The organism is Bacteroides sp. DH3716P, assembly GCF_025914115.1.
Classification (GTDB): Bacteria; Bacteroidota; Bacteroidia; order Bacteroidales; family Bacteroidaceae; genus Bacteroides; species Bacteroides ovatus.
Map to the genome: position 1 here is coordinate 837,427 of NZ_CP083673.1, position 22,406 is coordinate 859,832.

At 44.1% G+C, this 22,406-nt stretch carries 19 protein-coding genes and 1 pseudogene; 1 reads left to right on the forward strand and 19 read right to left on the reverse strand.

All coding sequences use genetic code 11. The features are described from left to right. Position 1 precedes the first annotated feature (1 nt). The 19 genes from KQP79_RS02880 to KQP79_RS02970 all read right to left on the reverse strand — a co-directional run bounded on the left by KQP79_RS02880 (position 2) and on the right by KQP79_RS02970 (position 18,885). Positions 2-3,859 (reverse strand): trifunctional MMPL family transporter/lysophospholipid acyltransferase/class I SAM-dependent methyltransferase, encoded by a 3,858-nt coding sequence (locus KQP79_RS02880; RefSeq protein ID WP_004311048.1) that lies wholly within the window; start codon positions 3,857-3,859, stop codon positions 2-4. After that, positions 3,856-5,046 (reverse strand): DUF2062 domain-containing protein, encoded by a 1,191-nt coding sequence (locus KQP79_RS02885; RefSeq protein WP_032856124.1) that lies wholly within the window; start codon positions 5,044-5,046, stop codon positions 3,856-3,858. The genes KQP79_RS02880 and KQP79_RS02885 overlap by 4 nt, the downstream gene beginning before the upstream one ends. Further along, positions 5,043-5,477: a 3-hydroxylacyl-ACP dehydratase gene (locus KQP79_RS02890; protein WP_004311046.1), complete on the reverse strand. Its 435-nt coding sequence runs from the start codon at positions 5,475-5,477 to the stop codon at positions 5,043-5,045. The genes KQP79_RS02885 and KQP79_RS02890 overlap by 4 nt, the downstream gene beginning before the upstream one ends. A gap of 3 nt (positions 5,478-5,480) precedes the next feature. Then, positions 5,481-6,041 (reverse strand): hypothetical protein, encoded by a 561-nt coding sequence (locus KQP79_RS02895; RefSeq protein ID WP_004305461.1) that lies wholly within the window; start codon positions 6,039-6,041, stop codon positions 5,481-5,483. Then, positions 6,016-6,651, reverse strand: coding sequence for a LolA family protein (locus KQP79_RS02900; RefSeq protein WP_004323602.1), 636 nt, complete (start codon positions 6,649-6,651; stop codon positions 6,016-6,018). The genes KQP79_RS02895 and KQP79_RS02900 overlap by 26 nt, the downstream gene beginning before the upstream one ends. 13 nt (positions 6,652-6,664) lie before the next feature. Continuing rightward, on the reverse strand, positions 6,665-7,342 hold the full coding sequence (locus tag KQP79_RS02905; RefSeq protein ID WP_061447547.1) for a polysaccharide deacetylase family protein: 678 nt from the start codon (positions 7,340-7,342) through the stop codon (positions 6,665-6,667). Further along, complete coding sequence (locus tag KQP79_RS02910) at positions 7,339-8,337, reverse strand: beta-ketoacyl synthase chain length factor (protein WP_004297287.1); 999 nt, start codon at positions 8,335-8,337, stop codon at positions 7,339-7,341. Before KQP79_RS02910 ends, KQP79_RS02905 begins: the two co-directional genes overlap by 4 nt. 24 nt (positions 8,338-8,361) lie before the next feature. Then, a complete protein-coding gene (locus KQP79_RS02915; RefSeq protein WP_004311043.1) occupies positions 8,362-9,552 on the reverse strand; it encodes a beta-ketoacyl-[acyl-carrier-protein] synthase family protein in 1,191 nt (396 codons plus the stop codon). 3 nt (positions 9,553-9,555) lie between these two features. Further along, positions 9,556-9,837, reverse strand: a complete 282-nt coding sequence (locus KQP79_RS02920; RefSeq protein ID WP_061447546.1) for a phosphopantetheine-binding protein — start codon at positions 9,835-9,837, stop codon at positions 9,556-9,558. Further along, entirely contained in the window at positions 9,830-11,602 is a 1,773-nt protein-coding gene (locus KQP79_RS02925) for a beta-ketoacyl-[acyl-carrier-protein] synthase family protein (RefSeq protein WP_061447560.1), read from the reverse strand. Before KQP79_RS02925 ends, KQP79_RS02920 begins: the two co-directional genes overlap by 8 nt. After that, a complete protein-coding gene (locus KQP79_RS02930; protein ID WP_004324733.1) occupies positions 11,587-12,030 on the reverse strand; it encodes an acyl-CoA thioesterase in 444 nt (147 codons plus the stop codon). The genes KQP79_RS02925 and KQP79_RS02930 overlap by 16 nt, the downstream gene beginning before the upstream one ends. Beyond that, a complete protein-coding gene (locus tag KQP79_RS02935) occupies positions 12,027-12,464 on the reverse strand; it encodes a hypothetical protein (RefSeq protein ID WP_004305453.1) in 438 nt (145 codons plus the stop codon). Before KQP79_RS02935 ends, KQP79_RS02930 begins: the two co-directional genes overlap by 4 nt. Next, a complete protein-coding gene (locus tag KQP79_RS02940; RefSeq protein WP_004311039.1) occupies positions 12,461-13,531 on the reverse strand; it encodes a class I SAM-dependent methyltransferase in 1,071 nt (356 codons plus the stop codon). Before KQP79_RS02940 ends, KQP79_RS02935 begins: the two co-directional genes overlap by 4 nt. 18 nt (positions 13,532-13,549) lie before the next feature. After that, positions 13,550-14,467: an acyltransferase gene (locus tag KQP79_RS02945; protein WP_004305451.1), complete on the reverse strand. Its 918-nt coding sequence runs from the start codon at positions 14,465-14,467 to the stop codon at positions 13,550-13,552. Positions 14,468-14,469: 2 nt separating this feature from the next. Beyond that, complete coding sequence (locus tag KQP79_RS02950) at positions 14,470-14,721, reverse strand: acyl carrier protein (protein ID WP_004305450.1); 252 nt, start codon at positions 14,719-14,721, stop codon at positions 14,470-14,472. Between the two features lie 21 nt (positions 14,722-14,742). After that, positions 14,743-15,966 (reverse strand): beta-ketoacyl-[acyl-carrier-protein] synthase family protein, encoded by a 1,224-nt coding sequence (locus tag KQP79_RS02955; protein ID WP_004311038.1) that lies wholly within the window; start codon positions 15,964-15,966, stop codon positions 14,743-14,745. A gap of 26 nt (positions 15,967-15,992) precedes the next feature. Further along, a complete protein-coding gene (gene fabG, locus KQP79_RS02960) occupies positions 15,993-16,721 on the reverse strand; it encodes a 3-oxoacyl-ACP reductase FabG (protein WP_004297297.1) in 729 nt (242 codons plus the stop codon). Position 16,722: 1 nt separating this feature from the next. Beyond that, positions 16,723-18,246, reverse strand: a complete 1,524-nt coding sequence (locus KQP79_RS02965) for an HAL/PAL/TAL family ammonia-lyase (protein ID WP_004305448.1) — start codon at positions 18,244-18,246, stop codon at positions 16,723-16,725. A gap of 207 nt (positions 18,247-18,453) precedes the next feature. After that, positions 18,454-18,885, reverse strand: coding sequence for an acyl-CoA thioesterase (locus KQP79_RS02970; RefSeq protein WP_004297299.1), 432 nt, complete (start codon positions 18,883-18,885; stop codon positions 18,454-18,456). A 489-nt stretch (positions 18,886-19,374) separates the two neighbouring features. Here KQP79_RS02970 and KQP79_RS02975 point away from each other — a divergent pair. After that, positions 19,375-22,402: pseudogene (locus KQP79_RS02975) on the forward strand (SusC/RagA family TonB-linked outer membrane protein). Positions 22,403-22,406 lie beyond the last annotated feature (4 nt).

The window sequence follows — 22,406 nt, forward strand, 5'->3', positions numbered from 1 at the left end:
ACTAGTTCGGTTTTCTAAATATGTAAATGGTGTTTGATGTATATTTGTCATTAGGAATGATTTCGACAGCCATTCCACAGGCGACTGCTATTTCCCGTAATTGGGTTTCAGTGGTGAAATACAGTTCTCCGGTTGTCCGGTTGAAGTTGAAGATACGGGTGGATAGTAATTCCGTGAACCGGGTTAACCGGTGCTTGGAAGCGTTGGCTGAATTTCCGTCGCGTATGATAATCATTCCTTGTGAACGCAAGCGACCGGCACATTTCAACAATAGGGTTTGTTGATGTTCGTAGCTCATATAGTGAAGCATGTCGTTCAGGATAAAGACATCACTTTCCGGCAGGGGATATTCCAATGCATTGCCATGCTTGAACTGGAGATGCTCGTTGCGTAACCATCCGTGCTGCGCCAGCGCTATCTTGTCTTCATCGTAATCAATACCCAGGATTTCCCGGTCCTCGGAAAGCAGAGACAGCATATAGCATAACGGGCCGAAGCCGCAACCGATGTCTGTGATTTGCCCTTGGACGGGAATCAACCGGTTGAATAGCCGGTAATTCTTTTCCATCTTTACTTTAATACGGATATACCATTCTACGACGGGACCTTTATAGATATAGTTCTGGATAAGAGCTTCGTAGAACGCCGGATTGTCCGTCGTGTTCTGTTCACGGCAGATACGGGCATAAACCTCTTTCATGTAAGCGGATATGCGTTTGGTACGCTCCTGATAAGTACTTCCGAAAGACAGATCGTCTAGTGGTATACGGGGAAGTATTTCTGTATAGATGATTCCTTTCCGGATATTGAAAGGCTGTGCTTTGGCAATGATTTTGTTATTACCGTAAAGCAGGATCGGCAGAATATCCAGTTTCAATGCTTCTGCCAGATAGAATGCTCCTTTGTGGAAACGTTTCATCTTTCCGTTATAGGTACGTGTGCCTTCCGGGAAAATGGCGATGGAGTAGCCCTCCTTCACTTTTTTCCGCATCCGTTCCATATATTGCTCGTATCCTTCGCCTATATAATAGAAGTCGACATAACGAATGATGGCTCCGAAGAAAGGAGAGTGCCATACCCAATGGTTGGTTACCATCAGGATTTTAGATGAAAGAGACAGCAATACCAGAATGTCGATGAACGACTGGTGGTTGGCAATGATAATTGCCGGATGCCGGAAGCGTTCGTTGGCTTTGTTGATATGTTCTTTTTTGACGGCGGTGGCCAGTAGCAAAATTCCTTTGCAGGTGATTTGTATCAGGCGGCACACCAAACGCTGCTTGCTGCTTTTGCGCACAGGCACCGGATAAAGCAGGATAATCAATATACGGAGGACGATGCAGCCGATAAAGAAAAGCAGGAAGAGCAACACGGTACGTATCAATCCGATAAGCGTATAAGGCGGTAATCCTTTGGAAGCGGGGCCTGCGATGAAGAACCGGAAAATGAGTGGCTGAATGGTATAAGCCACCAGTACCACTGCTATCATACCCAGAATGGAAATCAGGGAAATGGATTGCAAAGCCGGGTGTTTGGCAAACACAAGTGCTCCCATACCGACCACTGTGGTGAAGGCGGAGAAGAAGATGGCTGTTTTATGGGAATTCAACACCTTCTGACCTGTACGGTATTTGTTTTGTAGCCCGTCCATAATGAAGATACTGAAGTCATCTCCAATGCCAAAGATAAAGGTGGACAGGATGATGTTGATAATATTGAACTCAATCCCCAGAATTCCCATCAATCCCAAGATGATTACCCAGCTGATTAGCATTGGGAGAAAGCTCATCAGGGTAAGTTCGATACGTCCGTAGGAGAACCATAGTGCAAAGAATATGAGGAAAGAAGAGATGTACAGAATCAGGTAAAAGTCGTCATTGATGGCCGATACCCATTTGTTGGCAAAATAGGAACGGTCGAAGATGACTACATTCGGGTCTTTATTAAAGTTCTGGTACACAGCTTCCTTATTCGGTTCGCTGATCCGTATCTGGCTGATAAGCATGGTGATGGAATCGGCAGAGGTTTGCCATTCATTCAATAGCTTGCCGGATAAATCGTCTTCTTGCGCGGTGTAATGATATTCACCGAAAGGCTGGTTCATCCATTGATAAAAAGGTTCGAAGCTTCCCGGGCGGAAACGATATTCGGCGGCAACTGTTTCCAACTGTTCACGGACTTGTTGCTGTTTTTCATCCGTCCAGTAATCTTTCCATTTCTTCAGGCGTTTTTGCTGCTCTTGCGGAGAGATCAGAAACTGTGAGGCGGAGGCATACTCTTTGATGAGTCCCTGCTCTTTCAGTGCCGATAACTTCTGATTGGTCGTTGCATAAATTTCGGTAGCCTGATTCATGTCTTTGCCCACACTGACAAAAAGCACGGTCTTTTCGTCGTTGTCGAAGAGTTGCAGTAATTTTTCTTCCGATTGTTGGAGATGGCGGGGCTCATAGTTGAGACTCATCATATCGTTGTTGAAGCCTACCTTTTGCGAAGTAAACAAACAGATCACTGTAATGAGGAGGATGCCGCCTACCAGCCATTTATTCTTTTCGTAAGAATAAGCATTTATTTTCTCGATGATGCGTAGTATGCGTCCCTGTTTGACGTCTGCCTGTCCTTTCAGAAAATGAGGCAGGTAAATGAGACAGAAGAGGGTGGTGCCCACCAATGCCAGAGAGGCAAACAATCCGAAGTCGCGTAACAGATCGGAACTGGTGAATATCAATCCCAGAAATGCGCCGATAGTGGTGAAACTACCTACCGTAAGCGGATAGGCTATCTCTTTAATAAGTTGTTGAACGGTGGAAACATGGTTCTGGTGTGCCAGCATGTGAATGGAATAGCTTAGTGCAATACCCATCACTGCCGAACCAGCTCCCACTGCAATGGCGGAGATACTTCCTTTGATAAAGAAAATGAGAAACAGGGCAAATAATCCTCCGAACAGTACTGGAGTAATAATCAACGGTATCGATCTCTTTCGTTTAAAAACGAGTGAGATGAATACAATGATGATAAGCAGTGCCAGAGAGGAGGTCAGGATGGTATCTTTCTTAATCTGACGGGCGTTGTAGACTCCCACGGAGGGACCGCCGAAGTATTCAGCTCGAATGGTAGGAGATTCTCCCTGTACGTGCTTGAGCTCTTCTTCGAGTATCTTTATCAGTTCGTCGTTCTTTCCGGTGCTGCCTGTACTGAATACCGGGGTAATGAACATAAGTAAGGTGGAACCGTCTTTGGAGAAGATATGTTCGTCATAAATCTCGTAGTTGGCTTCCAACTGGAAATCTTGCAAATGTTTCAGGGTTTCGCTTCCCAGTCCGAGCGGGTCCCGGAGAATATAGCTTCTTAATGCAATTCCGGCAGGAGAGAGGAGATTGGTATAATTCTTTTGCATGACAGCCTGTATCCCTTTATCCGTCAGTAAGGAATCGAAGCGTTGATAGTCCGTATCTGTCAGGAAAAGCGGAAGATGTTCATAAACGAAGTCTGTGGCTCCTTGGATGAGGCTTTGGTCTACCTGTGCGAGAATTCCTTTAATCAGTTTTCCTCCGGCTTTTTCAGTCAGGGTTTGTTGCAGTTGTCCGGCTGCTTCTATCAGGGAGTCGGGTTCTACGCGGTGGCAGGTATCTGCCGAGGATAACATAATGATAATCTTATCCTTAATCTTGAGATTGTCGAATACTTTGATTGTGTTCTGGGAATCTTTAGTGTCGGGGAAAAATTGTGTGATGTTCTCTTCGAACCTTACTTGCAGGGCAAAGAATCCCATTAACAGGACACAACTGATGAGTGACAAATAGAACAGAATCTTGTGCCTCTCGAAATAATCATATAGTCCGATAAAAAACTGGGTCATATCTTTTTTTTCCTACACGCCGTGAGCAGAATGAACGCGATGGTTCCTGCCAGTATGCTGCAACCGACTGCAAAGATAACACTTCCTATTAAATATTGCTCTATGACTGATTTTACATTTTCAAAAGAAAGTTCGTTTAAATGCAGATTGACAGGATCTCCCAGCACTTTGCAACCGGTTACGTAACTGCCGTACAGCAAAAATGGAATCATCGGAGGGATACTGATATTGGCTGCTACAATAGCTATGACTTTATTCAGTCTGAACAAATGTGCCAGAAATAACGTGATTAGCATTTGATATCCCCATACCGGAACGATCCCCATGAATACGCCGAGTGTGATGGCAGCCGTGATCCGCAGATTAGATTCGGGGGAGTGGGTGACATGATCCGAGAAAAACTGCTTGCAGTTCTTCCAGGTCAGTTTACGGAAGAAGTTTCGGGGGATGATCCAAAGGAAAGTGACGAGCACCAGTACTGTGTTCAGGATACTGATACGGGTGAAATCGCGGAACGGTCGGAAATGAGAAACTCGCTCTTCCTGTGGCGGATAATAAACATGTACCGGAATGTTTTTAACGGTAATGCCTCCCCAGGCAGCAAAGACAAGTGCTTCCAACTCAAATTCGTATTTGGCGGTGTAATACCACTTGTCCACATTCATTCGTTGGATGGGGTACAGGCGGTAGCCGGATTGAGTATCTTGCAGTTTGATACCTGTTTCGAGGGTAAACCAGAAGTTGGAAAACTTATTGGCAAATGTATTCTTTCCCGGCATGTTGTCCGAGGCGAGGTTACGGGCACCTACCAATAATGTGTCCGGTTCCTTTTCTATGGATTCGATCAATGCAGGGATATCCGAAGCGAAATGCTGTCCGTCAGAATCAATGGTGATAGCATACCGGAATCCTTGCTTTTTGGCAAAGGATAGTCCATGTCTCAAAGCTACTCCTTTTCCTTGATTGACAGGGTGGGTGATGGTATGTAAGTTAGATTCCCGGCTAAGTATTTCGGCTGTTTCATCTGTAGAACCGTCGTTGACAACAAGGATATCGGGGGCGTAGAAACGTACACTTTCTATGACGTCCGCCAGTGTCTTTCCATTGTTGTAACTTGGGATGATAACGATGATCCCTAATTGTTTCAACTTCTCGTGCCAATAGGCTGTACTTATTTGTTCCTTCATACTGTCGGGGTAAGTGCAGCTTTTAGTTTGATGAAACATTCGTTCTTTACGGTATTTTCCTCTACAGTGCTCTCTTTCACAGTACTCTTTTTTACAGCTTCCTTCTTTATAGTCCCTTCCGCTTGCAACTGAAGTGTACCTTCTTCTGTCTCTTTAAAAGTCAGTGCCACCGAAATGTGCGGTGTTTCTATAGGATTGATAGCCGAAAGAAACTTGCAGGAAGACACTTGTGTTACTTGCAATTTTTGCTGGCGAATGTCTTCTACACATTCCTTGATAAGTTGTAACAGGCAAACTCCCGGAACTACCGGATGTCCGGGGAAATGTCCCTGATAAACAGGATGCCCGGGATTCAACTTTACCTGGATAGTCCAGATCGTTGAGTCCGATGATTCGGAGGAAAGGATGGTATAGAAGTTATCAAGTAGCATATATTAAATCTCTTTAGATAGTTTGTCCAGACGGATCGTTAACCGAATCCACGGATGTTTGATTTTTATTTGTGCGGGATCGCCCGGAGTATTGCCAATGATGTAGACCACTGACTTTCCAAAGCCTTTTCCACTGGTTCTTTTTTCAGTAGCACTGTCTTTAGTCGTTTTCACACGAATATCTTTCCCACTTAAGAACAGACGTCTGAAATCCATCTCCAGAAGTTTCAGCACCTTTTCCTTTTTCATGGGTTCAATGCAACTGTTGACAGTAAACTGATCGTTGCGTAGAGAAAAATCGAAAAGGCTTAGTCCGAAGTAAGTAGACGCTACGATCCGGATTTCGTTATCAGGCATACGGCGTACTATTAGCATACCGCTCATGTGATGTTTCATGAAATCCAGTTGGATATTGTATTTTTGCGAGCTTTCTCCTTGTGTTAGTTCGATAGCGGGGAGCACAGTACTTCCTTCCCCGCTCATCCGTGGAGAGCAGGAAGTCTGGATCTGTATCCATAAGAACAGCAGAACCATCAGACTAACGAATCGCAAACTTCGTCTCATTCTTCAGGGAGTTGAACTTTTTATTATAGAATTCGTATTCTGTATAGTTTGTGGCTGTTTCGGACAGACGGAGTTTGTGTACCGACATATCTTTCTTGTCCAGATAGATTTCTATACCGGCAATATAGGCTTGTACCGCTTTGTTGGTCGGTTTTATTTTAACCAGATAGTATCGTGCGTCTTCAAAATACTCCAGCAGGTAGTTGGACGACATTTTAGACAGGTCGCCTATCATACACGCGGTCAGCATATCCTGCATCTGTGCCATCATTTTGTTCGAACTAAGATTCATGATACTTTTCTTGCCATCCGAAACGATTTTGAGCTTACTGCCGTTTATCACGATGAGATAATCCATCGGGCGGAAATATTCCATGCAGATTTTATGGGTCTTCTGGTAGTAGAACTTCCCTTTGGAAGTAACCTTCTCATCGAATACATCGAGATATTTCACTTGGGTGAAATCGCTTTCGATGGACTCTACGGTTTGCGCCTCCTTTGCCAGGCGGCTTTCAAACTCTGTCTTTTGCGCCATCTTTTTCATGCTCTGGGCATGGATAGAGGCTATTGACAAGAAGAAAAGCGATAAATATATTAATAAAGTTCTCATACCTTTTTTTATTTTATGCCAATAGTTTGTCCGGACGGACAACGGTATATCCTTGTTCTTTCAGCAAATCCAAGATTTGTTTCACTAGCTGGTCGCTGTCAGGCATCCGGTCGTGCAACAGAATAATGGCTCCCGGTTCAAGATGTTTCCGAATCCTGGCAAGGACTTTATCCGGTGCTTGTTGTGTATCCAGTGTACGGATGCTCCATCCTATAGGGGTATATCCTAACTGTCGAACGGCTTTCGCAATCGTTGGATTAGTGACACCGAACGGCGGACGAAACAAACTAACCGGCTGCGAAGTTACTCGTTCTAGTTCACACTGACAAGTTTGCAAGTCTTTTTTCATCTTGGAGAGCCCGTATAGCGGGAATAAACCGGAATGGGTATGCGAATGATTTCCAATCAGATGACCTTCTGCCACCATTTTTTGCAAGATTGCTTCATTCCCTTTTACCTTATGACCGATACAGAAGAAACAGGCGGTTACCTGATATTCTTTTAGTACCTGCAGAACTTTGGGAGTCTGTAGGGAGTCGGGGCCGTCATCAAAAGTCAGGGCGACACTCTTTTCCGCAGTATGCTTTTTGCAAAATGACCGGAGGTAAATTCCCGATTGAATGCTATAAGAGGCATAAACGAGAAAAGACAGGAGCAAGAGCAAGCAAAGAAGGAGGCAAACGATTATCATACGCTTTTCCGGATTAGAATCAATGAATGATTGATGGAGTGGTGATGATTATAAATCAATATATGGGTCGAGGTAGTGCAGTTGGCCGATTCGTTCACTGCTTTCCATACCGCATACGATGTTGCGGTAGGATATTCACCACATTCATTCTTAAAACTAAGATGAACACTTTCCGGGAAAAGGTTTGTTTCAAGCTCTTCATAAATAGAGTTGCCATTGTCAACAGTTTGCTCGTGAGAGTCATCTTGATTGTGTGGCTTCTTGTTTTTCCCGGTAACCAACCACTGAATATCCTGACATTCTAAACCATTTCGTTGCAAAAAACGGATGATTCGGGAGCTGATTTCTTCTGTAGTCTGTTTCCCTATGAAAGTTTCGATTCCCTGTATTTCAGCCAACGGATGCTCTCCGGCTTCCCGACTTAACAGGAAGAATTGAGCACCTTCTCCTGCTGCTATCCCTTTCAGCACTCCCAGCCGTTGCTGAATCGTGTAACTGGTTTCTGTCATTTCATCGATGGCTCCCACAAGTATATTCTCGCTTCCTTCTCCTATTTTCATCATAGCGTCCAATAAAGCACTTTCAAAACTAAGACCACGGTGGACATAAGTCATGTTGTAGGCATGTATTTGATGAATCAGAGCTATTTGTGCACCGATTGTATTGAATGTCGACTGGATAAAAGGAGTAGGATTCAGCATCCGCTCTTCATTATCCAATAGGTTGTTCAGGAATTTTTCCGTATCTGTCAAGCAGCCCAATCCTGTTGCTGTGATGATTCCTTGTATCTTTTCAGGAGATAGTTCACCCATACATTCCAATCCGCAAGCCACCCCCATTTTTACGATACGGCTCATGCGTCTGCGCAAGGTCGCATTGGTGATAATATCCTTATAATCGGGTTCGCAAGCCTGAAGATAAGGGCGATTATTTCCTGGTGAATGATCCTTTGGCGGATGAATGGAAGCGATGCGTTGAATATAAACTGGCTGCATAGGCTTAAATACTTAAAGGTGCGTTTATGCTGGAAAATTCGTTGCGGAAAAGAGGAGCGATGAATCGTTTCCTCCGAAACCGAAAGAGTTGGATAACACATGTCGGATGGGGATTCCTTCTTGAAAAGAGGTTTCCGGTATCAGTCCTGTTTCCGGCATCGCATCCGTAAAGTTCAGGTTGGGATAAATCAGCCCTTTATCTATTGAAAGAACGGAGTAAACAGCTTCAATTCCTTCGGAAGCTCCTAAGGTATGTCCGATAAAAGCTTTTACCGAACTAAATGGCGGAACGTGTTCTCCAAAGATTCTTCGGAGCGCCATGCCTTCTGACGCATCATTGCCGGGAGTACCTGTTCCATGTACATTGATATAATCGATTTTTTCAAGGGAAATACCACTGGAAGCGATAGCTTCACTCATTGACAGAAAGGCACCGTCCCCTTCAGGAGAACTTCCTGTTTGATGATAAGCCTCATTCGTATTGGCGTAACCGCTAAGTTCGCAATAAGGAGTTCTTTGGAGTGAACTTTCCGATTGAAGCACTAAGTAACCGGCACCTTCTCCCAGATTTAATCCGGTACGTGAGCGGTCAAAGGGACGGCAATGTGTTTTGTCCAAAATCATCAGGGAGTTGAATCCATTGAGCGTAAACCGGCAAAGTGCATCCGTACCTCCCACGATAGCAGCATCCAGTAGCCCGTGTTTAATCATTCTTGCTCCCAGCATGATGGCATTGGCTGCTGACGAGCAGGCTGTACTGATGGTGGTTATAAAATCATTGATACCCAAATACGAAGCAATCAATTCTGTACTGGCTCCGCAGTCGTGTGAAATTACTTCCCGTAACCGTCCCTGTCCCGGGTTTTTCTTGAAAGATTCATAGAAGTGCTCGCTCAAATCCATGCCGCCAACGGAAGTGGCGGAAATAAAACCGATACGTAATGGTGGTGTGAGTCCCGCATCTTTCATTGCTTCTTTGGCTGCTATCATTCCCAACAAGGCCGTACGTGATACAGTGCGTTGCGGAGGTAAAGAGATCAGTTGCTTTAGTTCCTCATTGCTACGTTTCACTTCGGATACGGGCACATCGAGAGCAGTCGGAAAAAGAGTTACTTTTCCGATGCCATGCTTTCTTTGTCTCAACGCTTCTATATTTTCGGAAACTCCGATACCGATGCCCGAAACAACTCCCAATCCGGTGACGTATATCTTCATCGGTTAAGCTTTGCGATTAGCAATGATGTAGTCTGCCAGTGTACGTACCGAGTAGAAGATTTGTTTTCCTTCACTGGGGTTCTCTATCTTTATACCGTATTCGCATTCCAGAATCAGGATGATTTCGAGTGCGTCAATGGAGTCAAGGCCAAGACCTTCGTCGCCAAACAGAGGGGCTTCATTGTCAATATCTTCCGGAGTGATTTCTTCAAGGTTCAACTCTTCGATTAGTTTCCCTTTCACTTCGTCCATCAGTTCTCTTTTGGTTTGATCTAAATTATCCATAAATCGTTGATATATTATTAAGTTGTTTAAATTCTGCTTGATAATGTCCGTCCAGTAGTTCGCACCAGCCTATGATACAGGTGCGTAACTTACCTTTTGCCATCACAATCCTTGCATAATCCTCTAATGAGGCAGCATCGGATTGCCGACGGACAAAGAATGTATTCTCTCCCTGAATCTTGTGCCGGATACAGATTTCTCCCAATACTACATTGGGGAGAGTGTAGACAAACACGGCAGGACTGGCTGCTTTGTCCCCTTCTTTACTGATGATTGCCTGATGTTTGCAGTCCGTATCCAGAGAGGAAGAAGCATTGGCAAGAATGATTCCAATCTCTTCCGGACGGTGGTGTGTATTTTTCAGTAAATATTCGGCAGCTACATATCCCAGCTTACAGAGGTTGTCCATCTTATAGAACTTCATATTGTTTTCTCCCAGATGCTTGTATGCTTCCCGGATGAACGGTGCAAAGTCAGTTTCCGAAGAGCTGAATACAGTTGTTCCTTTACTTTCTACTGCTCCTGGCCTGATTGTGACCATGTTGCCCGATTCCACCACTGCTTTGCAAACTGACGGAGCACTCGCTTTGTCGGTTGCCTGCAAGTTTACTTTCTGTTTCAGGTGAGCATCGGGGAGGGATAATACCAGTGCGGCATTACAGCCTCCGAAACCGGAAGCGGTTTTGATGCAGCATTTCATCGGCATCGGCTGATGAGTGGTATAGACAGTGATAGGCATGGGAACACCGAGTGTTTCATACCCTAAAGTTCCGTAGTATCTTCCTTCTTTTAGTTGCTCTATGCAAAGTATGGTTTCGATAATGCCCGAAGCTCCTAATGTATGACCGAAATAGGGCTTGAGGCTATTCACCGGAACTGCAGCTAATCCCGCCAGATGTATGGCTTTGGATTCCATTTCATCATTGTAAACCGTAGCTGTTCCGTGTGCATTGATAAAGCTAATGTCTTCGGGGAGTGCTCCGGCTTCTTCCATTGCCTGATTAATGGCTAGAGCTAAACCGTCCCCTGTTCGGGAAGGACCGGATATATGGTTGGCGTCATTGCTGATTGCTCCTCCGGAGAGAATAATATGATTCGCGTTTCCTTGAGTTTCTAAAAGAACAGCTCCACAGGCTTCGCCCAGACTTAATCCATCCCGTTGTATATCGTATGGTCGGCAAAGGTGTGCGCTGACAGATCGAAACGATAGAAAGCCGCTGGTAATGAAATGAGAAAGAATATCCCCACCTGCCACAATCACTCGTTTGTAACGTCCTGATTCTATCCATCTCTTAGCGACGATTAGTGCCGAGACTCCTGATATACAGGCATTGGAGATGACCTCTACCTGATTTGTCGCTCCAAAGAAATCTCCGATTCGTTCCGCCGTTTTCCAAAGAAAAACCGGACTGTCAGCAGGTAATTCACTCAATAAATCTATATTTCCTTTAGTGGTAGATAATAACAAGGTACAATCCGGCTCCCGCAAGTCGGCTCCCGATTGAGAAATAACCTCTTGGATAGCCAGTATGAATAATTGCTCCATTCGGGTATAATCCGTAATCTGCATCAGCTTCGCCCGTTTTTCCAATTCCACAGAATCAATCATTCCCGCCAATAGGGGATGATCGGAAATTAGGCCGGCTTCTTGCATACGGATTCCGCTTCGGTAGTTATGGATGGCTTCCAGGTTTTCCGGGATGCCGAAACCTAACGAACTAATCAGCGTATGGGCTGTGATGTATATATTTAAAGGATATTCCATTTCTTTTTCCATTCCAGATAAAACGGAGGATTCATAAGCTCCAATTCTTTATTCAGGTTCAGGAACACTTGTATGGTGCTTCCGGTGGCTACTATACTCTGGTCGGTAGCCCGGTAGATAATGTATTCAAATTTTATCTTGGCTGCTTCACAGGCAATATAGCGCGTTTCGACAATCGCTTCTTCACCAAAAGATAGTGATTGTTTGAACTGACAGGTTAAATCCACGATAGGAACCATGTATCCCTCCCGGTAAATACTCATATAATCCAAACCATACTGTTTGCCAAAAGCTTCTCTTCCATCTTCAAAATAGCGCACATACTCACCATGCCATACAATCTGCATGGAGTCTATTTCGCTGAACCGCACTCTGAAGGTAGTCCGGTTAGTCAAAGCTGCAACCTGTTGATTCGTTTTCCGTTTCATTCTTTTTTTATAAATATTTTCATCCTGCATTCAGCTATCAGCTTGTCTTCCACTTTCACTTGTGCAGAAATCAATGTAATGTCGAATACCTCCTGTACAACGGTAATCTCCGTAAATAGTTTCATCCCGTTCTTTGGCAAATCGTAGATTTTAAGTTTGTCTACCGAGCCGATAAACCCTAACGGTACTTTTTCACCCTGCCGGGTATAAAGAAATCCGATACGTGCCGCTGCTGATTGAGCGATGTGTTCAATAATTCCTGCCTCTTGCAGTTTTCCGGTTTCGTAGAAAATATTATCAGCAGTAACAGTCAGTCCGGAATAAGAATGATTCTTTTCGATACCAAAGAAACTGTCCACCATCACGATGGGCGGACGCTGTGGAATCAAATTGAGTATTCCTTCTCCTTGTATGATAACTTCCCTGTTGTTCATTTCAATCTGCATTGTACAATGCTGTGTCCCATTCCTAAATGGTCATCTATCTTTTCAACTTCCAATCCCGCTGCTTTGATGCACCGTTCCATATCATCCGAATGATACATTTTGCTGTTACCATTTGCCATGGCTGTGAAATAAAGACTGATTTGTGTCAGGCAATAAGCGGCTGTGTCAAACTTTTGCCGGTTCCAGAAAGTTTCCATGATATAGAGGCGACTCTCCCCACTCATAGAACGGGCTGCACGGGTCAGTATGCTGGTTACTTCTTCTTCCGAGAAACAATCAAGGAACTGGCTCATCCAGATAGCATCGAACCCTGTCGGGAAAGGTACTTCGGGATCGAGCAGATTGGCGCCATACCCGTGAATACGCATTGCTCCGGGTAGGTCTTTAGTTTGTTGACGCATCATCTCCAATTGTTGCGGAAGGTCCATAATAGTTACTTCCACTGCATCGTCATAGCTTACGCATTTGGTCGCCCATCGACCGGTATTACCTCCCACATCCAGTAAAGTCTTGGGATGACGGGCGAAAACAATTGCCAAAGCTTCGTCAAACGAGCAATCCGAGTAATAATGATCGAAACCGAACCAGCTCTTTTGTACCTGTGAGGGCAAGCTTGACAGCCCTTCATAGATAGTGCTCCATTCGCCGAATACTTTCAGCCCTCCGGGACGTCCGTTGGTGAGAGCCTCTTCGAGATGGAACATTCCCAGATAGTTGACATCGTGGTTGAAATCCATATTGACACGTACCATCCTGTCGTTGAGCAGGAACCATCCGGCTTTGGCAAGGCGGTAAAGGTTTTCGTGCCGCAATACGGTACCGATCGTTAATGAGGCTTCCAGCAAAACTTGTGTTGCATAAGAAGACAGGCCACAAGCCTTGCTGATTTCTTCTTGTGTCATGCCTGCACGTTCGTCGGCTAGTAACTGGAAAATACCGAATTTGAGCATAAGGCGTGATACCTGAAACACGATGGGCCCGAAAGCTATTTCTTGTGCCAAGCGTTGTGCCTCTACCGCGGTCAACGGTTCCTTATCATATTGATTCTGTTGCATCTTTATTTTGTTATATCTTTATTTCAATCCTTTGGAGGGCGAACCGTCACTCGTGGTTTTCCAGAATGAGTAATAGTTGAACCATTGTTCCGGATGGCGTTTCAGTATTTGGTCCAAAGCGGCCGTATATTGTTCGAGCAGAGCGATCTCTGCTTTCTTTTCTTTGGTTCGTATGACTGGTTCCGTCCTTATAAAATGAAAACGGTAGGTTCTGCCCGGCTCTCTCATGGCAAAGTAGAATACCACCGGAACTTTCATTCGCGAACCAAGCAAGAAAGGACCGGCAGGGAAAGGAGCTTTCTGTCCCAGGAGTGTTCCTGTCAGCAGTTTCTCTTTATTCAGATAACGGTCGCCCTGGAAGCATACATATTCTTTCTTGTTTAACGCCTCGGTAATACGGAAAACGTGTGTCAGGTTATCTTCGTTGACGGGGATAATCTTAAAATCCTTGTCCTGACCATTTTTCTCCAATATCTCTTTGATTCTACGATGTTCGGCATCATACATCACGATATTGATTTTCTTTCCGTAATCGTCGAAGAAAGGAACGCCTATTTCCCAGTTTCCCACATGGGCACCAATCATAATTACTCCCTGTTCGCTGTTCAGCAATTGCAGAAATTCCGGATACCGTTCGAACTCAAACCGGTATTGATCGACTTTTCCGTTACCAATAGCTACTTTGTCAATCAGGATTTGCCCTAACCGGTAATAGTTGCGCAGCAACATACCCAAAGAGCGTATTCGGTTGTATTTCAGAATGTGGCGGGCATAAAACCAGGTGCTTTTAGTGGCTTTCGGAGCAAACGGTACGAAGTACAATACTACCAGACTTAGAAATATATAAGCGGCAGTAATGCCCAGATACTTAATCAGGTAAATAAAGAATAAGTATCCGAATGTTCCTCCCCGGGTTTTGCCTTTCCACGTCGACATATTTACTTGGCTTCCTGCATACGGGTGATAACGAGATCGTAGAAGTCCTGGAAGGTTTTGATACCCGCAAAATCTTGTCCGGTTACGTTGAAGCCGAAGTTCTTTTCTACCAGTACCACCATATCGACCAAGTCCAGGCTGTCCAGTTCAAGAGTTTCCATTAACGGTGCATCCGGCTGGATGACGTCGATGTCTACTTCAAACTCTTCTGCCAGAGTGGTTCTTATTTTCTCGATGATTTCTTCGTTTGTCATATATCTGTTTTCTTTAGTAAATTATGGATTGATTTTGCGTATGATTAGCGTGGAATTGGTTCCTCCGAATCCGAATGAGTTGGAAAGGAACGTATCAAATTCCAGGTTTACCCGTTGGGTAGGTATATTTAATTGTGCAGAGGCCTCGTCCGGTTCCTCGAAATTGAGATTGGGAGCGATGAAACCGTTGTTCATCATGAGGGTGGAATAAATCACTTCACTGGCACCGGCCATCCACATTTCATGTCCTGTCATGGACTTTGTGGAGGTCACATATGGGTGATGCCCTTCAAATACTTCCGCAATGGCTTTCGCTTCGTTCAAGTCACCTACCGGAGTTGAGGTGGCGTGTGCATTGATATAGCTGATCTGTTCGAGTGCAATCCCTGCATCTTTGATGGCCATTTGAAGAGAACGTTTCGGGCCGTCCACATTAGGCACGGAGATGTGATCTCCATTGGATGAAAAACCGTAACCGATGACTTCGGCCAAAATGGGAGCTCCTCTTTTTACAGCCGATTCATAACTCTCTAATACCAGACTGGCGGCTCCTCCACTCGGAATCAGTCCGTCACGTCGTTTATCAAAAGGTTTCGAGGCTTTCTCGGGGGCTGCTTCCTGGGTGGAAAATGCGCTTAGTCCGTCGAAACTTCCTACTGCATAAGGATTGACTTCTTGTGCGCCACCGCAAAGAATACAATCCTGTAATCCCGATTTTATAAGCAGGTAACCCATACCAATAGCGTGAGAACCGCTTGCACAGGCTCCGGCAATGGTGAAGTTGACCCCTCTTAGTTTGAAAATAACTGACAGGTTCATTGTCACGGTGGAATTCATCGACTGGAAAATAGAACCGGAACCTACCAGTGCAGTGTTTTTCTTTTCACGAATGATGTCCACTGCATTAATAACAGGAGCGGCACTACTATCATTGCCATACAAAATACCCACTTCATTGGCTTCGAGAAAATCCTCATTAATACCGGCATTACGGAAAGCTTCTAATGTAGCGAGATAAGCATATTCTCCCTGCTCCGGTAGACAGAGACGTTTACGGCGGTCCAACAACTTCTTCAAGTCGGGACGTTCCAATATCCCCGTTAATGCAGAAAAGTAACCCAATTCTTTCCGTACCGGGTCTATGCCAATTCCCGATTTCCCATTATATAGTGAGTCTTTTACTTCATCCAGATTCTTGCCGATGCAAGAGTAAATCCCCATTCCCGTGATAACAACTCTTTTCATTATTTTGTCTATTCTATGCTTTTATTTTAAGTATATAGTCCTCCGTTGATGGAAATCACTTCTCCTGTGATGTAGGATGAGGCTGGAGATGCCAGGAAACCGACCAGGTCGGCAACCTCTTCCGGAGTGCCGAAACGTCCCGCGGGAATATGTTTCTTCCATTCGTTCTCATCAATTCCTTCCGTCATATCCGTACGGATGAATCCCGGAGCTACTGCATTGACTGTTACTTTCTTCTTGGCAACTTCCTGTGCCAGTGCTTTGGTAGCAGCTATTACGCCACCTTTGGCTGCGGAGTAATTGGCTTGGCCGGGCATTCCCTGAATGCCCGACAATGACACGATATTTACGATACGTCCATAACGTTTGACCAGCATATTCTTCAATAAAGGCTGTGTCACGTTGAAGAATCCGTTCAGGCTGATATCGAGCACTTTGCTCCATTCTTCTCCTGTCATCCAGAGCATCAGGTTGTCTTTGCGGATACCTGCATTGTTTATCAGTACCTCGATATATTCGTCAGGGTGTTGGGAAGCCCAGTTGCCCAAAGCAAGGGTGATAGCGGCAGGGTCGGTCACATCGAACTTCATCAACTCGCCATTACTTCCTTTTTCCTGTACTAACTGCAACGTTTTCTCCGCTTCTGCGTCATTATTCTGATAATTTATCAGTATAAAGTAGCCCATTTCCGCCAGTTTACAACTGACAGCACGGCCGATACCTCGGCTTCCTCCGGTTACTAATGCATATTTCATTTTATTTATCTTCTTTTTTGAGATAGTCTATCATCATTTCTATCTCTTTATATTTAGGTGTGTCATTGGTAAATACAGGGAAGAAACTGCGTATTTCTTCATAAACCTGCCTGCTTTTGGAACTTAGGCGATCCTGTATTTTCAGGTAGTCGATAGCTTGTGCCATTCCCATAAACTGGATAGCCATCACCTGATAAGAATTCTCAATGACTGTTTTTGCTAATAGAGCCGAGTTGGTTCCCATGCTGACAATATCCTGATTATCATTGTTGTTGGGGATACTGTGTACATACATCGGATTTGATAATGTCTGACATTCCGCTGTGGTGGAGGTTGCAGTGAATTGTGAAGCCTGTAAACCATAGTTCAATCCAAGCACTCCCAAATTTACAAACGGAGGCAGGATGCCATTGATACGGTCGTGGAACAGATAGTTAATCTGTCTTTCGCAAAGCATAGTCAGCTTGGTCACGGCAATTTTCAACTTGTCCATTTCGAAAGAAATGTAATCTCCGTGGAAGTTGCCGCCATGATAAATATTTTGTGTATCCGGATCGACAATCGGATTGTCACAGGCGGAATTTATTTCGTTTATTAATACTTCTTCCGCATTCTCCAGTTCATCGTAAATAGGACCGAGTATTTGCGGAACACATCGCAAGGAATAATAGGGCTGTACTTTGTGTTCGAAGATTTTCTCTTTATGCACCTGGTTGTATAGCTCGTTCTCTCTTTGAAGCACGCATTTACTGCCTGCCACCCATTCTCTCATCATAGCAGCTATCTCTTGTTGACCTTTATGATGCTTGGCCTCGTTTAATGACTGTGCCATAAAATCATCATAAGAGGCGGCAATCTCATTCATCATTACAGAGGCAGCCACCGACCAACGGAGTAGTTTTTTTGCATAAATCAGATTGACAATACCGATGCCTGTCATTACAGAAGTACCGTTTGTAACGGATAAACCTTCACGAATACGCATGGAAAAAGGTTTCAGGCCGTTTTCCTGAAGCACCGTAGCTGCGTTACACAATTTACCCTGATAAAAAACTTCCCCTTCCCCTATTAACGTCAGGGCGATATGGGCCAGTTGTACGAGATCGCCGCTGGCACCTACACTTCCGTGTTCGGGTATGAACGGATAAATTCCGCGGTTGATAAATTCACAGAGGAGAGAAACCAGTTCCAGATGCACTCCTGACTTCCCTTGTAGAAAAGTGTACAAACGGGCAATCATAGCTGCTTTTACATAAAGTTCGGGAAGCGGTTTGCCGGCACCGGTGGAATGGCTTCGGATGATATTATACTGAAGGTCGATCAATGACTGATCTTCTATTCTGTATTGTGCCATTGGGCCGAACCCCGTATTGATACCATAAATAATCTTATCGCTGGAAAAGGATTGCAGAAAATCGAAGCTTTCCTCTACTTTTCGAATACATTCTTCAGAGAGTTCCAGCTTCTCATTATCAAACAATACTTTATGAAGGGTATCTAAATTTATACTTTTGTCAGCTATCATTTTCTGTACTAGATATTTTATGCCTTAATAATAAGGTGCAAAAATAGGCAATTTCTGTTATATAGCGGACATGAATCAGGATAAAACTTTTTCTAAGGAATTGGTTTTGCTTGTTTTGTTTCTTATTCGTGGGAGATTTGTTCCCCGGTACCGCTCGATGCTTTCATTGGTGCCGGAGGGTGTCTTCATCGGTGGGGGGGAATCAATCTATGCTTTTTGCAAATCCCGTCCTTCATACTTGCAGATCGCTTCTATCCATTCCTTGGTTAGTGGCATGGACTCATGTCTTTCAAGATTGAAAGTAACCATGATGGACTTGCAAACACATTTCACCTCATTGGTTTTCGTGTCAATGACTTGTTGAACCAGATGAAAGCTTTTGGTACCTATCTTAGAGACGGCGGTTTGTACAGCGATGTGGTCCGATGCGAAAATTTGCTTAACGAAATTCGCTTCAATATGAACAACGACAATGCCAATCTTTTCCCAATCTACTCCCGGACATACCGAACCGAAGTATTCAGTCTTTCCCAAGTCGTAAAAGGAGAAGTAAACTGTGTTGTTGACGTGACCAAATTTGTCTACATCATTGAATCGCAATTGGATAGGTAATGTGTGATGAAATACGATTTCTTCCATTGTTTTCTCTTAAACGTTTTAAATTCGACACAAAAATAGCACTTTTGCTTTCTTGCTTGAAATTGGGGCAAAGATAGATATTTCTGATGATTCTGTTCTCGGAGACGGGGGAGAAATTAGTTAATAATCGTTTAAACTGGAGTTTTGGAACGTTTATTCTGACTTCTGATATGTGGAAACAATCAGAAGGATGGAAAGGAACTTTTAAATACGGATTATTCTTAACTTATTATCTTGTGGAATATGTCCACATTTCTGTGGAATTTTTGCACAGGATCGTGCTTGAAACTTAATCTGGTTATTAATGCTTTTTTTCTTTATTGCAAATTGTTTATGTATTTGAAAATTAGTGATATAATCTCTTTTGTTAAACTTGATAAGTCTCGTTGTATCAGTCTTTTGTTATGCTTTTGGCACATAAATTGCCCAATATTGATGGTAATCTATCCTAATAACTATTCTAATTTTAGAACAATAATGGAAGTAATAATGAAAAACAAATGGCTATTATGCATTCTTTTAATGCTGTTTCTGCCTTTCGGATTATTCGCGCAGGTTGCTCCTCCTCTTGAAAAACAGAAGACAGAAACACAGGAAGCCCCGGAAAATAACAATGAAGTTACGACAAACAGCGATACTAATACCGACGGGGATGCTGGAAAGACAATCAAAGGAGTGATTAACGACGAACAGGGAGAGACAATCATTGGTGCTTCCGTCATTATCAAAGGTGAAGACACCGGAACTACCAGTGATATGGATGGTAGGTTTACTCTCGAAGCTCCGGAAGGAGCGATTTTAGTGATCTCTTACATCGGCTATCATACGCAGGAAGTGAAAGTCAGAAAGAGATCTCTTCTTCGTGTTGTGTTGAAAGAAGACAATCAGTTATTGGATGAAGTGGTAGTGGTAGGATACGGAACCGTCAAAAAGAGTGACCTTACGGGTGCTGTGTCCGGTGTATCCAACAGACAATACAAAAATCAACCAGTACAACGGGTTGAAAATATACTCCAGGGTCGTACTCCCGGTGTAGAAGTCACTGCTACGAGTGGTATGCCCGGAGCAAGTATGAAGGTGCGCGTTCGTGGAACTACCTCTATTAATAAAAGCAGTGATCCTTTATATGTGATTGACGGTATCATCTCTTCCAGTGGCTTGGACGGTATTAACCCTTCTGATATCCAGTCGATGGAAATATTGAAAGACGCTTCCTCCACTGCCATTTACGGTTCCCGTGGTTCGAATGGCGTTATCCTGATAACCACCAAACAGGGTAGTGAGGGAAAAGCACAGGTAACATTCGATGCATCGATCGGGCTTTCGACTGTCAGAAAACAGTATGACCTGCTGAACGCCTATGAATATGCAACTGCACTGAATGATATTCGCGGATCGTCCACTATCTCTGCCGAAGACCTTGAGGCTTATAAAAATGGAACGAAAGGAATCAACTGGACTGATCTTCTGACTCGTACAGGTATCACTCAGGATTATCGGCTTGCCATATCCGGAGGAAATGAAAAAGTGAAATACCTTATTTCGGGAAATGTGCTTGATCAGGAAGCCATCACGATCATGTCCGATTATAAACGCTATGGAATTCGGGCAAACATCGACTCGGAAGTGAAACCCTGGTTGACAATCTCTGCAAAATTAAACGCATCCAGTCTTCACAAACACAATGAAGGTGGGGCGAACTGGTTGCATGTCACTAACTTTTCGCCTACCATGGAGCTGAAAGATCCCGAAACCGGCGTGTACAATACAGACCCGTATAATATGATCGGTTCCAGCCCTTACGGTGAAATGATAGTGAACAATAGCGATAGCTATAGCTATAATTTAAACGCCAACCTGACATTGCTGTTTAAGATCATGAAAGGACTGACGCTTTCCGTTCAGGGAGGTTATGACTACGATAATAGTCCTTCTTATTCTTTCCGGTCGAAACTGGATTCACCGGGTGCTATCAATAGCACAAGCAATACCAACGCATTGCATAACTATTGGCAGAATACTAACAATCTGACCTGGCAAAAGCAATTCGGAGATCATAGCTTCACTGCCATGGGTGTATGGGAAATAAGTCGTTCGTGGGACTCACAACTAAAGGGAACCGGTTCCAATCTGAACAATGAAAGTGTTGGGTACTGGAATCTTGGCAATGCTGCTATCAGAGATGCGAGCAATTCATATACGGAATTTTCTTTGGCTTCCGGCATCGTGCGTGCTAATTACGATTATAAGAAACGATATTTTATTACTGCTGCATTAAGAGCTGACGGTTCTTCTAAATTTCAGGGAGACAACAAATGGGGATATTTCCCTTCCGCAGCTGTGGCTTGGGATATTGCACAAGAATCTTTCATGAGCAACCAGCACGTGCTCGATCAGCTGAAGCTGCGTGCCAGCTTTGGTGTCACCGGAAATCAGGATATTGCTGCTTACAGCACATTAGGTATGTTGTCGGGGGCATCTTACGGCTGGGGAACTTCCACTTCCTCTACGGGATATTGGGGATATCAGTTTGCTACACCCGGCATTACCTGGGAAAAAACTTACCAATATGATTTGGGATTGGATATGAGTATCGGAGGCTTTAATATTACAGTGGACTGGTTCAAGAAACAAACGAAAGATCTGCTTTTTCAGAAACAGGTGCCTAAATATAACGGAGGTGGTACTTATTGGGTGAATCAAGGAAAACTGAACAATACCGGAGTCGAATTATCCCTTACCACTTTCCCTGTAAAGGGGGCTGTGACATGGGAAACCAAGTCTGAATGCTTCTTATGTGAAGAATGAAGTAGCAGACCTCGCAGGAGATGACTTTGTACTCACTGCTAACTATAGCGATTTGGGAGGTCCTCTGCAGATTATGAAGCCCGGTTATCCTATGGGATCTTTCTATGTTTATCAGTGGAAAGGATTCGATGATAAAGGCGCCAATCTTTATCAGAAAGCAGATGGTAGTCTGACAACGAATCCGACTTCCGATGATCTGGTCGTGAAAGGACAGGCAAGTCCCAAATGGACAGTAGGTTGGAATAACACTGTTACTTGGAAAAACTGGACGCTGAATGTCTTTTTCAATGCTGCCACAGGATATGACCGGCTGAATATCAGTCGTTTTATGGCGGCATCCATGACTGGAGTCTCTCGTTTTATTACCTTGCGCGATGCCTACTTCAAAGGCTGGGATCATGTTGCTAACAAAGCTGACGCCCTTTATCCGAGTCTCACTAACACCGATAACAAGAGTTATGCCAATTCAGATTTTTGGCTTGAAGATGCTTCTTTTATTAAGTTGAAGAATATCAGTCTCTCGTACCGCATTCCTCGCCGTGTATTAAAGTTTGCAAGTGTACAATTGTCTGTCAGCGCACAGGATCTCTTTACGATCACCCGCTATAAAGGAATGGATCCCGAAGTGTATACCAGTTATGACGGACTGGACTATGGCGCTTATCCGATTCCGCGGACGATTACTTTCGGTGCTAAAATCAGATTTTAAACCA

What these genes read in the sequence shown, in the direction of transcription:
- fabG (WP_004297297.1), bottom strand. Translation starts at nt 16,721, where the DNA reads ATGAAATATGCATTAGTAACCGGAGGAAGCCGAGGTATCGGCCGTGCT.
- KQP79_RS02910 (WP_004297287.1), bottom strand. Translation starts at nt 8,337, where the DNA reads ATGCAGCCAGTTTATATTCAACGCATCGCTTCCATTCATCCGCCAAAG.
- KQP79_RS02950 (WP_004305450.1), bottom strand. Translation starts at nt 14,721, where the DNA reads ATGACAAACGAAGAAATCATCGAGAAAATAAGAACCACTCTGGCAGAA.
- KQP79_RS02915 (WP_004311043.1), bottom strand. Translation starts at nt 9,552, where the DNA reads ATGAAGATATACGTCACCGGATTGGGAGTTGTTTCGGGCATCGGTATC.
- KQP79_RS02965 (WP_004305448.1), bottom strand. Translation starts at nt 18,246, where the DNA reads ATGATAGCTGACAAAAGTATAAATTTAGATACCCTTCATAAAGTATTG.
- KQP79_RS02880 (WP_004311048.1), bottom strand. Translation starts at nt 3,859, where the DNA reads ATGACCCAGTTTTTTATCGGACTATATGATTATTTCGAGAGGCACAAG.
- KQP79_RS02900 (WP_004323602.1), bottom strand. Translation starts at nt 6,651, where the DNA reads ATGAGAACTTTATTAATATATTTATCGCTTTTCTTCTTGTCAATAGCC.
- KQP79_RS02935 (WP_004305453.1), bottom strand. Translation starts at nt 12,464, where the DNA reads ATGAACAACAGGGAAGTTATCATACAAGGAGAAGGAATACTCAATTTG.
- KQP79_RS02920 (WP_061447546.1), bottom strand. Translation starts at nt 9,837, where the DNA reads ATGGATAATTTAGATCAAACCAAAAGAGAACTGATGGACGAAGTGAAA.
- KQP79_RS02930 (WP_004324733.1), bottom strand. Translation starts at nt 12,030, where the DNA reads ATGAAACGGAAAACGAATCAACAGGTTGCAGCTTTGACTAACCGGACT.
- KQP79_RS02905 (WP_061447547.1), bottom strand. Translation starts at nt 7,342, where the DNA reads ATGATAATCGTTTGCCTCCTTCTTTGCTTGCTCTTGCTCCTGTCTTTT.
- KQP79_RS02940 (WP_004311039.1), bottom strand. Translation starts at nt 13,531, where the DNA reads ATGCAACAGAATCAATATGATAAGGAACCGTTGACCGCGGTAGAGGCA.
- KQP79_RS02945 (WP_004305451.1), bottom strand. Translation starts at nt 14,467, where the DNA reads ATGTCGACGTGGAAAGGCAAAACCCGGGGAGGAACATTCGGATACTTA.
- KQP79_RS02925 (WP_061447560.1), bottom strand. Translation starts at nt 11,602, where the DNA reads ATGGAATATCCTTTAAATATATACATCACAGCCCATACGCTGATTAGT.
- KQP79_RS02955 (WP_004311038.1), bottom strand. Translation starts at nt 15,966, where the DNA reads ATGAAAAGAGTTGTTATCACGGGAATGGGGATTTACTCTTGCATCGGC.
- KQP79_RS02970 (WP_004297299.1), bottom strand. Translation starts at nt 18,885, where the DNA reads ATGGAAGAAATCGTATTTCATCACACATTACCTATCCAATTGCGATTC.
- KQP79_RS02895 (WP_004305461.1), bottom strand. Translation starts at nt 6,041, where the DNA reads ATGAGACGAAGTTTGCGATTCGTTAGTCTGATGGTTCTGCTGTTCTTA.
- KQP79_RS02890 (WP_004311046.1), bottom strand. Translation starts at nt 5,477, where the DNA reads ATGCTACTTGATAACTTCTATACCATCCTTTCCTCCGAATCATCGGAC.
- KQP79_RS02885 (WP_032856124.1), bottom strand. Translation starts at nt 5,046, where the DNA reads ATGAAGGAACAAATAAGTACAGCCTATTGGCACGAGAAGTTGAAACAA.